Raw genomic sequence first — 15,144 nt, forward strand, 5'->3', positions numbered from 1 at the left:
ACAACCCCCACGACCGCGGCGCCGCCGCCTCCCCGCTGCCCGTTATGGTGCAGCGGGCGATGGCCGCGCTGTTCGTGGTGGGGTTCGTGCTCTCGGGCCTCTACGCGGCCACGGAGCACTGGCGCCGCGCCACGTTCACCCTTGGCGCGGCCATGCTGTGGCTCACCGTGATGCGTCTGACCTGCGATTCCAGGGTGATTGGCCTGGTGGCGGTGCGCTCGAAGCGTTTTGACGCGCTGTTTACCACCGCCCTTGGCGCGGCCATGCTGTGGCTGTCCTGGTCGGTGGACTCATTAGGGTCGTAGCTCACCGACGCAGGACCACCAAACTTTCACCAGGTGTTCACTTTGGCGTCGGCTAGACGTCTGCAGGCGGCAACCTTGCGTCCCTAATGTGCCACGGGTGAATTTTCGTAACAGTGCTCAGGTCTCCTTACAGGGAGTCCGGCGTGAGTTTGCGGACGGCACTGGGCTCCACGAGACGTCCCTGGACATCGCGAAAGGCGAGTTCGTCTCCATCCTCGGCCCCTCCGGCTGCGGCAAGTCCACGCTGCTGCGCTGCATCGCCGGGCTTGAAACTCCCGATGCGGGCGTGATCGAGTTCGCCGGCCGCGAGGTGTTCGGCCCGAACACCAATGTGCCGGTGAACAAGCGCAACCTGTCCATGGTGTTCCAGGACCTCGCGCTGTGGCCACACATGACCGTGGCAAAAAACGTCGAGTTCCCGTTGACCACTGGCAAGCAGAAGGTGTCCAAGACGGAGCGCGAGGAGCGTGTGGCCCGCGCGATGGACATGGTGGGCATCGGTGCGAAGGCCGAGCAGCGCCCGAACGAGCTCTCCGGCGGCCAGCAGCAGCGCGTCGCCATTGCGCGTGCGCTCGTCTCCGACCCGGAGCTTTTGCTTATGGACGAGCCCCTGTCCGCCCTCGACGCAGCCCTGCGCACCCAGATCCGCTCCGAGCTGACCCGCCTGGCATACGAGCTGAACCTCACCGTCATTTACGTTACGCACGACCAGTCGGAGGCGCTGGCCATGTCCGACCGCGTGGCGGTGATGAACGCCGGCAACGTCGCGCAGTTCGCGGACCCGGTGGAGCTGTACGACCACCCGGCGGACGACTTCGTCGCCGGCTTCGTCGGCGTGACCAACACCCACGAGACCTTGCCGTCGAACCGGCCGGAGGACCTCGAGGTCACCCCGCTGCATGGAAAGCGACCGGATGTGCTTCCGGCGAACTCCATCGTCGGCGAGGTGGTGGAAAGCCAGTACACCGGCGGGCGCTACGAAATCCGCAGTGTCGTGCCGGGTGCGCCGGAGCCGTGGCTGGCCTACACCAGGCACCGCCTGGGCCGCGGCGACGACGTGCTGCTCACGCTCACCCCGCGTTCCTAATCCCGTTTCCCCTTTTACAGGAGATTTCCCAACATGAAGAAGTTCATCGCCGCCCTTGCGGGCGCATCCGCCGCGTTCGGCCTGGTTGCCTGCGGCTCCGTCGAGTCCAACGACACCGCTGAGTCCACCGGCGCAAACGAGACCAACGAGACCGCCGCCGCCGACGAGTGGAAGGCCCCGGAGGGCCTGTCCGGCTCCATCGACTACTACTCCGCAAACCCGCAGGGCCTGACCGACGCGCTGGTCGAGGCCTTCCAGGAGAAGACTGGCGTGACCGTCAACGTGTTCGCCGGCACCACCGGCGAGGTCACTGCCAAGATCAAGGCAGAGGAGGCCAACCCGCAGGCCGACGTGGTCTACCTGGCATCCTGGAGCGCCGCGAGCAAGCAGGCTGAGACCGGTGCGCTGGAGTCCTACAAGCCGGAGAACATCGACAACGCCAACGCTGATTGGAACGCCGCGGACGACACCTTCCACGGCCGCGACGGCTCCGCGCTCGCCCTGGTGGCAAACACTGACGTGGTCTCCGACATCCCGACCGACTGGGAGGACCTGGCAGACCCGAAGTACGCCGACCAGGTGATCATGCCGGATCCGCGCGAGTCCGGCACCGCCGCCGACCTGCTCACCGCCATGATCGCCGAGTGGGGCGAGGACAAGACCTGGGAGCTGTTTGACAAGCTCTTCGACAACGGCATGATCGTCCAGGGCGCCAACGGCCCGGCGCTTGACCAGGTCACCTCCGGCTCCAAGGGCATCGTCTTCGGCGGCGTGGACTACTCCGCCTACTCCGCTCAGGGCAAGGGCGAGCCGCTCGAGGTTGTCATCCCGTCCTCCGGCACCACCGTCACCCCGCGCCCGGTGATGATCATGAAGTCCACCGACAACATGGACGCCGCGAAGGCCTTCGTGGACTTCATGTTCTCCGAGGAAGCGCAGCAGATCTCCGCTTCCAAGAACATGATCCCGTCCAACAAGAACGTGGAGCCGAAGAACGGCCCGAAGCTCGAGGACATCACGCAGATTTCCGACGACTGGGCCGCCATCTCCAAGGACTCCAAGAACGTCCGTGAGCAGTTCGCTGACCGTTACTTGAAGTAAAAGGCACCAATGACGGCGAAGACGAAAACCAACCCCGGGGTCTACCCGGTCCTTCTCATCCTGCTGGTCCTGGTGGCGGCGCCGCTGGTGTCCGTCCTGTTCACGGCGGTGACCGGCTACCGCGGCGAGGACTCTGCCCTGCAGAGCCTGCTGCGCCCGGAGATGCTGCGGGTGATCCGCAACACGGTCTGGCTTTCCGTCCTCGTCGTCTTCTTCGCCACACTGTTCGCGGCACCGCTGGCCTTCTTCCGCGCCTGGACGCCCATGCGGCGCGCCGGGTGGGTGGAAGTGCTGGTCATGGTGCCGTTTATGACCCCGCCGTTCGCCGCAGCGATGGCGTGGATGGACTTCACCCGCCTGCGCGGCGTGGCGGACATGCTGCTGGGGCCCACGCTTGGCGACGCCGTCCGGTCCGCCATCAACTCAGTGTGGGGCATGGGCTTCATCATGGCCGCCGAACTCTTCCCGTTCCTCTACCTGATCCTGCGCAACGCGTTCGCGTCGATCCCGGCCTCGCAGCTGGAGATGGCGCAGGTGGCGGGCGCGAGCCGGTGGCAGCAGTTCAGCCGCGTGGTCGTGCCGGCGGTGGTCGGGCCGTACTCGCTCGGCGCGCTGATCGTATTCATTAAGGCCGCCGGCGAGTTCGGCACCCCGGTCACCCTCGGCAACGCGATCGGCTACGAGGTGCTCGTCTCCTCGATCTACCAGGACGTGACCATCGACCCGTTGAACTTCTCCAAGGCGGCGGCGTCCTCCAGCGTGCTGTTCACGCTCGGTGTGATGGCGTGGGCGATCCAGCAGTGGGCGGGCAGGGGAGTGCTCGCCACGGGCGGCAGGGTTGCTCGCGCGGTCAACCTTCGGCCGTCGAAAAGCATGATGGCTCTCGCCTGGCTGTACACCGCGGTGGTGTTCACGCTGAGCGTGTTCATCCCGTACATCTCCATCATCCTGGCGGCGATGACCATCCTGCGCTCCAAGCCGCCGACACTGGACAACCTCACGTTCGACTACTTCCACATCGTGCTAACCATGCCGTCCGGGCAGGAGGCGCTGACCCGCTCCATCGTGCTCGGCGCCATCGGCGCGACCACCGCGGTGATCCTGGCGCTGGCCGTGACGGTGTTCACGATGCGCAGCCGCCGCTGGCCCGCGCGCGTTTCCGACTTCTTGGCCGTGGCGCCGGACACCGTGCCCGGCATCGTGCTGGCGATCGGTTTCATCCTGCTGTGGAACTCGCCGAAGCTGCCGTTTACCCCGTACGGATCGCAGTTGATCCTGGTCATGGCGTTTACGGTGCTGTTCGTGCCGATGGCGGTGCAGAACATCAAAACCTCCGCGGCCGCCATGTCGCCGACGCTGTCGGAGGCCTCCGCCGTCGCCGGCGCGACGTCCTGGCAGACGTTCACCCGCGTCCCCCTGCCGATGCTCGCGCCCGGCATTTTCGCTGGCTGGCTGCTCGCGTTCTTCGTGGGCATCCGCGAGCTGGTCATGTCCTCGCTGATCCGCCCGACGCGCATCAACCTGCTCGCGCCGTGGATCATGAACCAGTTTGAGCAGGGCCACCGCGCCGAAGCCATGGCGATGACGCTCATCGGCGTGGGCACCTCCACCGCCGTGCTCGTGCTGATCCGCTGGTGGCAGGGCAGAAGTAGCGCACACGTTCGGTAAATCCGCGCTGCGTGTCGGCGGGCTTCGTAGGGTTGAAGTTGTCGTTTCCCTAGGAGGTCCCGCATGACAGATTCCCACTCGAGTTATTTCACATTCACCACCGATTTACCCGGCACCAAGATTGAGGTGACCGTGATGGTGGACTCGCTGTTTCACGACTCCACGTCGCCCCGGCAGAATGCATTCGCCCGCGAGTTGGCAGCGACGCTGTCCGCAGCGGCGTCCGAATACACGCCGACGGAGCCGTGGCGCAACGAGTCTTTGGACGCCTACGTCGTGCTGGCCAACACCCACCAGCTGCTGGACCTCGCGCGCAACTCCGTGGATGCCGCCCCGTCCCAGGCGCGCCGCTACTTCGCGGAGGCCGCCGACAACCTCGAGGTCCTCAAGGAGTGGAACCCTCGCTTCACCAACGCCTACTACCAGGCTAGGAAGTGCGAGCAGGCGGCCGGCAACTTCCTCATGGATGACCTCGAGGAGTTTCACGAATGCTTAGAGACGTGGCTGCCAGCGCGGTTGTTAAGCGACAGCCCCACAGAGCGAGTCGTGGTTGTGGACGACCACCAGACGCAGGAAAGCTTCGCCGCCACGCTCACCCCGGACCACGAGGCGGTGAGCGTGAACATGCTGGACGCGGACGAGTTGGATAGCTATACCGCTGTGGGCCGCACCGTCTACCCGGTGCCGATGTACCCGGACGGGACCATCATGTCGCGACTTGCCACGTCCGTTTACGTCGACGGCATGCGTTTGACCTACATCGTCGACACGGAAGATGAGGCGTTCCCGCTGCTGAAGAAACTTGGCGAGGCCGCCGAGGAGTTTTGCGCAGTCACCTGCGGCTACACCCCGGTGGAGTACTACACCGAACTCGCCTGCGCGAAGCAACTGGACAATCTGGCCTACTCCCCGCGCTTTGCCGAGGACGGGGTATATCGCCGCAACCTGCTGGAGATGTACGCGTACTCGCTGTCCGTGCTGAACAAATTCGATGCCATGTTTGAAGTGCCCCGGGACCTGGCCCGCAGCGCAGCCGACCTCAACGAGGAGATGCGCAGCGACGCGGCGGTTGAGCTGACCCGCACGATTGGGCACTGGCTACCGCGCGACATTGCGGACGTCATTCCCCGCGGCTGGACCGACGCGAGCAACGACGAATTCGCGATGGAACTTGAGGACGGGCTGAACATGCTGCCGGGGCGCCGCTTCATCGTGGTGCTGGACCACCAGTCACCCGAAGAGTACGAGCAGACGCGCCTGCCGAACCGGGAGAAGCTGTACCCGATGGTGTACGGGGAAGTCGCGGACGTGGACATCTTCGACCTGCGCCACAACCAGATTTTCCTGGGCGACGTGTAGCCCACGGACTCCGCATTGCGGACAACTCCGGCACCACCAATAATTGGTTTGCACCAAGATTTTGTAGAAGTCGGCGTGTCGGCCGGTTTGGGCCCGCAAACTCCCAGGTCGGAACTTTGAGTGGACGAGTTTTTCAAAACTGCGGCCGGGCCCGCGGCTATCCTTTTCCCATGCCCAACCACGCAGCCGCCCCCATCCTCGTTGTCGCCGACATCCACTTGGGCCGCAAGCAGCACGGCGACAAGAAGACCGGCCCCGGCATCGACTGGGCTCTGGACACCTTGCAACGCGGCGCGGAGGCAGGCGCACGGCACCTGGTCATGCTGGGCGACGTCATCGACCGCAAGCGGTTCACCGAAGCGACATACGGCGAGGTCACCCGGTTTTTCGCCCGCGGGCTCGAGCTGTTCGACACCGTTGTGTTCATCGCGGGCAACCACGATGTGCACCACGATCTCACGGCAGTGATTCCGGAGGGCGTGATCGTCGCAAAGCAAGAGCCCCAGACCATCCGCACGGGCGGGTGGGCGCTGCATACCGCCGCGGTGGAGGTGGACCGGGACCCGCGTGAGCTCGTCGCAAGGTTCCCCACGCCAATCGAAAAAGTGCCGAACCTGGGGCTGTTGCACACCTCCGTGACCGGCGAGTTCTCCAACAACCCGTGCCTGCCGTGCACCCAAGAAGAGCTCGCCGCGTTGGGGTACGGTGCGTGGTTGCTCGGGCATGTGCACGAGCGCATCACGCTTGCCGACGCCCCGTTTGCCGGCTGGGTCGGCATGGGCCGGGCCTACCTCGCCGCCGCGGACGGCACCGCGGTGCAGGTCGCAGACCTCTAGATGTCGTAGGCGCCGCGCTCCGCGGCGACCTCGCGTGCGGACGGCGTTTCGTGCGTCAGTGAGATGAAGTTGCGCAGGATGCGGTCCATCTGGCGGGCCTCCACAAGGAACGCGTCGTGGCCGACCGGCGAGGACAGCTTCGCCATGGCGAGCAGGTTGCCCAGGTTGCGCGAGAGGTGTTCCTGCTGGTGGTAGGGGTACAAGATGTCGGTGTCCACGCCCACGATCATGGTCGGCACCGTGGACGAGGCCAGCGCTTTGTTCAGCCCGCCCCGGTCGCGTCCCACGTCGTGGCGGTTGAGCGCTTCGGTGAGGGTGACGTAGCTGGCGGCGTCGAAACGCTCGGTGAGCTTTCTGCCCTGATGCTCCAGATAGGACTGCACGGCGAAGCGCTCGCCGTCGGCACGGTAAGGCCCGAGCGGGTTCTCGTCCGCCTGGGCGGCGGTGCCGAAGCGTTCGTCGATTTCCAGCTCGCCGCGGTAGGTCAGGTGCGCGATGCGGCGCGCGGCCGCCAGGCCGGCGTCTGGGGCGCAATTGGTGCCGTGGTAGTCGCCGCCGTGCCAGTCCGGATCCTGCGTGATCGAGGTGATCTGGGCGGTCTGGATACCAATCTGCCAGGCGCTTGCCCGGGCGGACACCGCGAGCACCAGCGCATAGTCCACGGCCTCGGGGTAGAGCAGGGTCCACTCCAGGGTGCGCGCGCCGCCCATGGAGCCGCCGATGATCGCGTGGACCCGGCCGATGCCGAGGGCCTCCAGAAACGCGCGCTCGGCGTGGACCATGTCGCGCATGTTGATCGCCGGGAAGCGCGATCCCCACACGCCGCCGTCCGGGTGCTCGCTGGCCGGCCCAGTGGAGCCGTAGCAGGAGCCCAGAGCGTTGGTGCAGATCACGCACCACTCGTCGGTGTCCAGCGCCTTGCCGGGGCCGATGGCCTCGCACCACCAGTCGGCGGCGTCCGAGTCGCCGGTTAAGGCATGCTCCACCAGCAGGATGTTGTTCTTGCCGCCCAGGTCGCCGCGGGGGACGCCCCACCGTCGATAGGCAATGTGCGCATCCTGGATCACCGCGCCTGCCTCGGTGTGGACGTCGCCGATGGCGACGGTACCCAGCTCGCCTTCCGCAGCCAGCATTTACACCGCCGCGAAGCCGCGCTCGAGGTCCGCGATGATGTCCTCGACGTCCTCGATGCCCACGGACAGGCGCACCGTGGCCTGGGTGATGCCGGCGCGCGCGAGGCCCTCGGCGTCGGACTGCGAGTGCGTCGTGGACGCCGGGTGGACCACCAGCGAGCGCACGTCGCCGATGTTGGCCAGGTTGGAGTGCAGCTTCAGCGCGTCGATGAACTTCCAGGCCGCGGTCTTGTCGTCCTGATCACCCGCGATGTCGAACGACAGCACCGAACCGGTGTACTTCAGTCCCAGCTTCTCCTGCGTGGCCTTGTACGGCGAGCCCTCCAGGCCCGCGTAGTTCACCTTGGCCACCTTGTCGTGGGCGGCGAGGAACTCGGCGACCTTCTTAGCGTTCGCATTATGCTTTTCGACGCGCAACGCCAACGTATCGATCCCCTGCAGCGCCACCCAGGCATTGAACGGGGAAATGGCTGCACCCGTGTCACGCAGCAGGCCGGCGCGGGCGCGCAGCGCGAAGGCGGGCGCGCCGAGGTCCGCGTACTTCAGTCCGTGGTACGCCGGGTCCGGGGTGGTGAACAGCGGGAAGACTGATTCTCCGTCGCGCTCGACGGTCCAGTCGAACGAGCCGCCGTCCACGATCGCGCCGCCGATGGCCGCGCCGTTGCCGGTGTAGAACTTCGTGGTGGAAAGGACCACGATGTCCGCGCCGAGCTCCAGCGGGCGGACCAGGGCAGCGGTGGCCATGGTGTTGTCCACGATCAGCGGGACCTGGTTGTTGTGGGCCACCTCGGCGATCGCCGGGATGTCCAGCACGTCCGCGATCGGGTTGCCGAAGGTCTCGCCGTAGAACGCCTTCGTGTTCGACTGGACGGCGGCCTGCCAGCTTTCCGGATCGTCCGGGTTCTCCACGAAGGTGAAGTCGATGCCCAGCTTCGGCAGCGTGTGCTGGAACAACGTCTCCGTGCCGCCGTAGAGGCGCGGAGAGGTGACCACGTGGTCACCCGCCTGGGCGAGGGTGAGGATCGCGGCGGTCTCCGCGGCCATGCCGGAGGCGAACGCGGTGGCGGCCACGCCGCCCTCGAGCGAGGCGAGGCGGTCCTCCAGCGCGGACTGCGTCGGGTTGGTCAGGCGAGTGTAAATCGGGCCCGCGTCCGAGAGATTGAAGCGGCTCTCCGCGTGCTGCGCGTCGTCGAAGACGTAGCTGGTGGTCATGTAGATCGGCTGGTTGCGCGCGCCGTAATCCTGGTCCACCTGCTGGCCGGCGTGGATGGAGCGGGTGCCGAACGACCATTCGCTGGCGTTCGAGTTGTCGTACTTCTGCTTCGGGTTCGTCATGGCAAGCAATGTAGTCCGCTTTGTCTACCGTTGTGTACCAAGCGGTCTATATGGGGTGTGGGCTGTGGGTTTAGCTGAATATAAATCTGTGAGGGAACCGCAGCGGGCTTCCGTGCGTCTAAGACGCATGGGGATGGACCGAGAAGACACGCATGAACTGGGGCGTTGGGAAGAACGGAAAGGGGAGTTGAGGGCGGAGCTCGTCGATAAGCGAAGGCTCACGCACGACACCTTCCCGGACGGGGAGTTTGTGGAGCTGGAACCGGCCGTGTGGTTTCCCGCCGCAACGTGGGGCGAGCTGAAGTACCACGAACGGCAGTGGCTGCGCGTGGAGGCCGCCGCGATGGTGAGCAACGCCGCCGTGCTGGTGGGGCGCTCGGCGGCGCGGAAGCTGGGGATGTGGGTGATTTCACGCGGGGAGGAACCGGTGGAGGTGGCGCTACCGTCGCGGAGCGTGTCGCAGAGCCGGGCGCAACGTGGGCGCTACGCGTTCCGGTTTTCCAAGCTTCGGCGCGACGAGCAGCTGGTCTACGAGGGGCACTGTCTTTCTACGCCGATCCGCACGTTCATCGACATCGCCCGCTACCACGGGTTCATCGAAGGGCTCATCGCCGCCGACTACCTCCTGCGTCGCGGCATTGAACGGGACGCGATTGAAAAAGAGATCCGGAAAATGGGGCGGGCCAAGGGGATCGGTGTGGCCCGGAGGTGTCTGGAGCACGCGATCCCGAACTCCGATTCAGCGTACGAGTCCCTGGCCCGGGGCTTGTTGATCGAGTCCGGGATCGGGCCGGTGGTCGCCCAAGCCCAGATCGAGCGCTACTTCGCCGACCTTTTGGTCCAAGGATGGCTGATCATCGAAATCGACGGCGAGATCAAATACGAGCGCGACGACGCCGGCGAGGTGTGGAAGAAGGAATTCAGCCGCCAGAAACGGATCGGCAACAAGGGGTACGTGATCCTGAGGTTCGAGCCCAAGCTCCTGCGGGAACAACCCCACGTGTTCATCGCGGAAGTGCGGGCTGCGTTGGCCGGCACCGAGGTGCTGGCGGCGCGGATGGGCTAGATGCTTACTCCCAAACGCTTACTTCTCGACGAACCCCCGGCTGGTTCTTGCTCGATACTCGAGAAGTAAGCATCCTCGGGTAAGCATCCTCGGCGAGTCGGATGGACCAAGCCTGTCGGGTGTAAAAGAAGGTACGCTGCGGGGAGCACTCGAACCGGAAAGGACTGACGTTGAACCGCACCACGATCGCGAGCGTGATTGCACTCGTGCTTCTTATCGCACTCATTGCGGCTGGGCTTGTGTTGGGCAAGAGCTACTTCAATGCGAAGGAATTGCAATCGCTCCTTGAAGGTGCTGCAGACCAGGGAATCGGCTACGAAGTTCAGATCCACAATCCCTGGACCGGGGATTACTCTTTCCGCCCCGAGGCGGGATAGCCGCGCGGATGGGCTAGATGCTTACTCCAGGATGCTTACCTGTTGCTAGATGCTTACTCCCAAACGCTTACTTCTCGACGAACCTCCGGTTGGTTCCTGCGCGTTACTCGAGAAGTAAGCATCCTCGGGTAAGCATCTAGCCGGGGTAAGCATCCTCGGGTAAGCATCCTGGGGCAACAAAAACGGCCGGCACAGGGCGCGAAACCCTGGCCGGCCGTTTTTAGATGAGCGAGCTACTTCTCCAGTGCGTCGATGATCTTGTTGAAGGTTGCGGACGGGCGCATGACCGCGGAGGTCTTCTCCTCGTCCGGCCAGTAGTAGCCGCCGAGGTCGGCGGCGTTGCCCTGGGCGTCGAGAAGCTCGCGATCGATGGTCTCGGCGTTGTCGCGCAGATCCTTCGCGATCGGGCCGAAGACCTCGGCCAGCTCGGTGTCGTCGGTCTGGGCTGCCAGTGCCTCTGCCCAGTACAGGGAGAGCCAGAAGTGAGAGCCGCGGTCGTCGATCTCGCCCACCTTGCGGGACGGGGACTTGCCTTCGTCGAGAAGCTTCTCGGTGGCCTGGTCCAGTGCGGCCGCGAGGACGCCTGCCTTGTCGTTGCCGTTCGTGTTCTTCTCGTGGCGGAAGGACTCGGCCAGTGCGAGGTACTCGCCGAGCGAGTCCCAACGCAGGTGGTTTTCCGCCTCAACCTGCTGGACGTGCTTCGGGGCGGAGCCGCCGGCACCGGTCTCGAACAGGCCGCCGCCAGCCATCAGCGGGACCACGGAGAGCATCTTCGCGGAGGTGCCCAGCTCAAGGATCGGGAACAGGTCCGTGTTGTAGTCGCGCAGCACGTTGCCGGTCACGGAGATGGTGTCCTCGCCGCGGCGGATGCGCTCCACGGAGGTCTTGGTGGCCTCGACCGGGGAAGCGATGGAGATGTCCAGGCCCTCGGTGTCGTGATCCTGCAGGTACTTCTTCACCAGTTCGATGAGGTTGCGGTCGTGGGCGCGCTCCTCATCCAGCCAGAAGATGGTCTTCATGCCGGACAGGCGTGCGCGGTTGACGGCCAGCTTGACCCAGTCCTGGATCGGGGCGTCCTTGGTCTGGCATGCGCGCCAGATGTCGCCGGCCTCGACGTCGTGCTCGATCAGCACGTCGCCAGCGGAGTTAACAACCTGGACCTTGCCGTCGGCCGGGATCTTGAAGGTCTTGTCGTGGGAGCCGTACTCCTCGGCCTTCTTCGCCATCAGGCCGACGTTCGGGACGGTGCCCATGGTGGTCGGGTCGTAGGCGCCGTTTGCGCGGCAGTCGTCGATGACCGTCTGGTACACACCGGCGTAGGAGGAATCCGGGATGACGGCCAGGGTGTCCTGCTCCTGGTCGTCGGCGTTCCACATGTGGCCGGAGGTGCGGATCATCGCCGGCATGGAGGCGTCGATGATCACGTCCGACGGCACGTGCAGGTTGGTGATGCCCTTGGCGGAGTTCACCTGCGCCAGCGCCGGGCCGTCCTGCATGGCCTTGTCGAAGGCTGCGCGGATCTCCTCGCCGTTTTCCAGCTCGGACAGGCCCTCGTAGATTGCGCCGAGGCCGTTCTCGCCGTCCAGGCCTGCTGCGAGGAGCTGCTCGCCGTACTTGTCGTAGACGTCCTTGAAGAAGGCGCGCACGACGTGGCCGAAGATGATCGGGTCGGAGACCTTCATCATGGTGGCCTTCAGGTGCGCGGAGAAGAGCACGCCCTCGTCCTTGGCGCGCTTCACGGCGTCCAGCAGGAAGGCGTCGAGAGCCTTAGCGGACATGTAGGTGCCGTCGATGACCTCGCCCTTCTCAACCTTGAGGCCGTCCTTCAGCACCTCTTCGCCGCCGTCGGCCTTGACCAGCTTGATGGTCAAGGTGTCCTCGGATGGCATGATGACGGACTTCTCGTTGTGGCGGAAGTCGCCGGCGTCCATGGTGGCGACGTTGGTCTTGGAGTCGGAGGACCACTCGCCCATGGAGTGCGGGTGCTTCTTGGTGAAGTTCTTCACGGCCTCCGGGGCGCGGCGGTCGGAGTTGCCCTCGCGCAGCACTGGGTTCACAGCGGAGCCCTTGACTGCGTCGTACTTGTCCTGCGCGTCCTCGTAATCCGGGATGTCGAAGCCGGCGGCCTGCAGCTCGGCGATGGCCTTCTTCAGCTGCACCAGGGAAGCGGAGATGTTCGGCAGCTTGATGATGTTGGCTTCCGGCGTCTTGGCCAGCTCGCCGAGCTGCGCCAGCGCGTCGTCGACCTTCTTGTCGCCGAGGCGGTCCGGGAACTGCGCGAGGATGCGGCCGGCCAGCGAGATGTCGGCGGTGTCCACGTCGATGCCGGCGCGCGAGGCGAATGCCTCCACGATGGGCTTGAGGGAGTACGTCGCCAAAAGCGGCGCTTCGTCGGTGCGGGTCCAAATGATCTTCGCCATAATGCTCCTTAGCTATAAGGTGTCTGACTTCAGCCAACCAGACTACTAGGGTCATCACACATGAGTCTCACAATTGCGTCGGTCAACGTCAACGGCATCCGCGCCGCCACCAAAATTCGCAACGAAAACAACCCGGGCATGCTGGCCTGGCTGGATGAAACCCCGGCGGATGTGGTGCTTATGCAGGAGGTTCGCGCAACCGTCGACCAGGCGCGCGCGGCATTGGCACCCGCACTGGAAAAGGGGTGGCACCTCGCCGTCGCCCCCGCGGAGACCCCCGGTGCGAAGGGGCGCGCGGGTGTGGGCATCCTGTCTCGCACTCCGCTTGACGACGTCACCTTCGGCATCCCCAGTTTCGAAGATGCGGGACGTTTCATCGCTGCCACACTTTCCGACGGCACCCGCGTCGGCTCGTTGTACCTGCCGTCGGGTTCCGCCGACACCCCGAAGCAGGACGAGAAGTACCGCTTCCTCGACGAGTTCGAGCCGTTGCTTGAGCAGTGGGCGGGCGAGTACCCGGACATGGTCATCGGCGGCGATTGGAACATCTGCCACCGCCGCGAGGACCTGAAGAATTGGAAGACCAACCGGAAAAAGTCGGGCTTTTTGCCGCACGAGCGCGCGTTCATGGACGCGGTGTTCGGCTGCTTCCCGGACGAGGAGGCCCAGGACTTAGACGTCAAGGCAGATGCTGTGTGGGCGGGGGCTGTGGAGTACGTGTCCGAGGGGCGTCGAGAAGCAAATTGCTCCCCGAAGTGGTTCGACGTGGCGCGCAGGCTGCACCCGGACGACGCACCGTACACCTGGTGGACGTTCCGCGGACAGGCCTTCAACAACGACGCGGGGTGGCGCATCGACGTGCAGGCGGCCACCGCGAACATGCTCGAGCGCGCCGAGCGGACCTGGGTGGACAAGGCGCCGACGGTGGAGCAGCGGTGGTCCGACCACTCGCCACTTTTGGTTGAATACCGCTAAACGCTGAACACCGTTCAAGGACGGGCTACACTGACTCCTACTTGTGACGTGAACCACCAAGAACGGAGTGCAGCGTAATGACTGACATCCTTGACATCGCACGCCAAAAGGCCCTGGAAAACGGCGAGGGCCTGAACAAGGAGGAGCTCGTCCAGATCCTCAACATCGAAGACGAGCGCCTACCCGAACTGCTCGACCTGGCGCACCAGGTGCGCATCAAGCACTGCGGCGTGGACGTCTCGTTGGAGGGCATCATTTCGCTCAAGACGGGCGGCTGCCCCGAGGACTGCCACTTCTGCTCCCAGTCCGGCCTGTTCGAATCCCCGGTGCGCGCCGTGACCCTGGACATCAACGAGCTGGTCGAAGCCGCTAAGCAGTCCGAGAAGATGGGCGCGAGCGAGTTCTGCATCGTCGCCGCCGTGAAGGGGCCAACCCAGCAGCTGCTCGACCAGGTCGCCGAGGCCGTCACCGCCATCCAGGACGAGGTGGACATCTCCATTTCCGCCTCCCTTGGCATCCTCACCCGCGACCAGGCCCGCCAGCTGGCCAAGATGGGCGTGTCGCGCTACAACCACAACTTCGAAACCGCGGAGTCCTTCTTCCCCAACGTGGTCACCACCCACACCTGGCAGGAGCGCAAGGACACCCTGGAAAACGTGCTGGCAGAGGGCATGGAGACCTGCTGCGGCGGCATCATCGGCCTGGGCGAGACCATTGAGCAGCGCGCCGAGTTTGCCACACAGCTCGCGGAGATCCAGCCGCACGAGGTGCCGATGAACTTCCTCGACCCGCGCCCGGGCACCCCGTTCGCGGACCGTCCGCTGGTCCCGCAGGGCGAGGCGCTGCGCGCCGTCGCCGCGTTCCGCCTGGCCATGCCGTCCACCCAGTTGCGCTTCGCGGGCGGCACCGAGCTCGCGCTTGGCGACGACGGCACCGAAGCCGGCCTCATGGGCGGCGCCAACGCGATTATCGGCGGCAACTACCTGACCACCTTCGGCCGCCCGATGGAGAAGGACCGCGACGCCGTGGACCGCGTGATGGAGGGCGCGACCCCGGGCGTGAACCTGGGCATTACCCCGGTGGGCGAGAAGGTCAACTCCGGCCACGGCGTGCTCTACGACACCATCAAGTCGCTGTAAGTTCCGCTAGGTTTTTCGCGCATGAAGATCCCTGACAACACTGATCTCGCCGACGCCGTTTTGTCCGGCGAGATCGCCTGGCCGCTCGACCCGGCCCGCCCCTACGATGCACCGCGCATCTGCCCGCTGTGTGGCCGCCGCATGGTGGTGAAAATTTCGCCGATGGCGTGGGAGGCGGCCTGCTCCCGCCACGGCCTGCTGCGCTCCGAGTGGGTGGAGCGGTAAGGGACGGCGCCGGGCTGGGCCTGGTCGCGGGCCCGGCTTCGGCCGCAGCTCTGAGCCAGATGCTTACCCCAGGATGCTTACTCGGCCTAGATGCTTACCCCAGGATGCTTACTTCTCG

The 15,144-nt window shown here is 65.3% G+C and carries 14 protein-coding genes; 11 read left to right on the forward strand and 3 right to left on the reverse strand.

Going from position 1 to position 15,144, the window contains the following annotated elements:
• Positions 1–44: 44 nt before the first annotated feature.
• From HMPREF2791_RS08370 to HMPREF2791_RS08395, 6 genes are all read left to right on the forward strand, one after another.
• The gene (locus HMPREF2791_RS08370) at positions 45–305 is read left to right on the forward strand and encodes a DUF3017 domain-containing protein (RefSeq protein WP_141741415.1); all 261 of its coding nucleotides are present in this window, start codon (positions 45–47) and stop codon (positions 303–305) included.
• A gap of 97 nt (positions 306–402) precedes the next feature.
• Positions 403–1,392, forward strand: a complete 990-nt coding sequence (locus HMPREF2791_RS08375; protein ID WP_070475964.1) for an ABC transporter ATP-binding protein — start codon at positions 403–405, stop codon at positions 1,390–1,392.
• Between the two features lie 33 nt (positions 1,393–1,425).
• Positions 1,426–2,493 carry an ABC transporter substrate-binding protein gene (locus HMPREF2791_RS08380; RefSeq protein ID WP_070845004.1) on the forward strand — a complete coding sequence of 356 codons (1,068 nt, stop codon included), beginning with the start codon at positions 1,426–1,428 and terminating at the stop codon, positions 2,491–2,493.
• Positions 2,494–2,502: 9 nt separating this feature from the next.
• The gene (locus HMPREF2791_RS08385) at positions 2,503–4,161 is read left to right on the forward strand and encodes an ABC transporter permease (protein WP_070845005.1); all 1,659 of its coding nucleotides are present in this window, start codon (positions 2,503–2,505) and stop codon (positions 4,159–4,161) included.
• A 63-nt stretch (positions 4,162–4,224) separates the two neighbouring features.
• Complete coding sequence (locus HMPREF2791_RS08390; RefSeq protein ID WP_070845006.1) at positions 4,225–5,520, forward strand: hypothetical protein; 1,296 nt, start codon at positions 4,225–4,227, stop codon at positions 5,518–5,520.
• A gap of 170 nt (positions 5,521–5,690) precedes the next feature.
• Positions 5,691–6,356 (forward strand): metallophosphoesterase family protein, encoded by a 666-nt coding sequence (locus tag HMPREF2791_RS08395; RefSeq protein ID WP_070845007.1) that lies wholly within the window; start codon positions 5,691–5,693, stop codon positions 6,354–6,356.
• Here the strand turns inward: HMPREF2791_RS08395 and HMPREF2791_RS12185 are convergent.
• Both HMPREF2791_RS12185 and HMPREF2791_RS12190 read right to left on the reverse strand, forming a co-directional pair.
• Positions 6,353–7,489, reverse strand: coding sequence for a homoserine O-acetyltransferase MetX (locus tag HMPREF2791_RS12185; RefSeq protein ID WP_070845008.1), 1,137 nt, complete (start codon positions 7,487–7,489; stop codon positions 6,353–6,355). The genes HMPREF2791_RS08395 and HMPREF2791_RS12185 overlap by 4 nt on opposite strands.
• Complete coding sequence (locus HMPREF2791_RS12190) at positions 7,490–8,824, reverse strand: O-acetylhomoserine/O-acetylserine sulfhydrylase (RefSeq protein ID WP_070475981.1); 1,335 nt, start codon at positions 8,822–8,824, stop codon at positions 7,490–7,492. It lies immediately after the preceding gene.
• Between the two features lie 187 nt (positions 8,825–9,011).
• Here HMPREF2791_RS12190 and HMPREF2791_RS08410 point away from each other — a divergent pair, with 187 nt between their 5' ends.
• Together HMPREF2791_RS08410 and HMPREF2791_RS08415 are read left to right on the forward strand one after the other, a co-directional pair.
• On the forward strand, positions 9,012–9,890 hold the full coding sequence (locus HMPREF2791_RS08410) for a DUF559 domain-containing protein (protein WP_168160632.1): 879 nt from the start codon (positions 9,012–9,014) through the stop codon (positions 9,888–9,890).
• A gap of 170 nt (positions 9,891–10,060) precedes the next feature.
• Complete coding sequence (locus HMPREF2791_RS08415) at positions 10,061–10,267, forward strand: hypothetical protein (RefSeq protein ID WP_070475987.1); 207 nt, start codon at positions 10,061–10,063, stop codon at positions 10,265–10,267.
• Between the two features lie 233 nt (positions 10,268–10,500).
• Here HMPREF2791_RS08415 and HMPREF2791_RS08420 read toward each other — a convergent pair whose 3' ends face one another.
• Positions 10,501–12,687: an NADP-dependent isocitrate dehydrogenase gene (locus HMPREF2791_RS08420; RefSeq protein WP_070845009.1), complete on the reverse strand. Its 2,187-nt coding sequence runs from the start codon at positions 12,685–12,687 to the stop codon at positions 10,501–10,503.
• A gap of 60 nt (positions 12,688–12,747) precedes the next feature.
• On the opposite strand from HMPREF2791_RS08420, the gene HMPREF2791_RS08425 reads away from it, so the two are divergent.
• The 3 genes from HMPREF2791_RS08425 (at position 12,748) to HMPREF2791_RS08435 (ending at position 15,026) form a co-directional block, all read left to right on the forward strand.
• On the forward strand, positions 12,748–13,662 hold the full coding sequence (locus HMPREF2791_RS08425) for an exodeoxyribonuclease III (protein WP_070845010.1): 915 nt from the start codon (positions 12,748–12,750) through the stop codon (positions 13,660–13,662).
• A 77-nt stretch (positions 13,663–13,739) separates the two neighbouring features.
• Positions 13,740–14,801, forward strand: a complete 1,062-nt coding sequence (gene bioB, locus HMPREF2791_RS08430) for a biotin synthase BioB (RefSeq protein ID WP_070845011.1) — start codon at positions 13,740–13,742, stop codon at positions 14,799–14,801.
• 21 nt (positions 14,802–14,822) lie between these two features.
• Positions 14,823–15,026 carry a biotin synthase auxiliary protein BsaP gene (locus tag HMPREF2791_RS08435; RefSeq protein ID WP_070475997.1) on the forward strand — a complete coding sequence of 68 codons (204 nt, stop codon included), beginning with the start codon at positions 14,823–14,825 and terminating at the stop codon, positions 15,024–15,026.
• Positions 15,027–15,144 lie beyond the last annotated feature (118 nt).

This window comes from Corynebacterium sp. HMSC034A01, assembly GCF_001838175.1.
In the GTDB taxonomy this organism is placed as follows: domain Bacteria; phylum Actinomycetota; class Actinomycetes; order Mycobacteriales; family Mycobacteriaceae; genus Corynebacterium.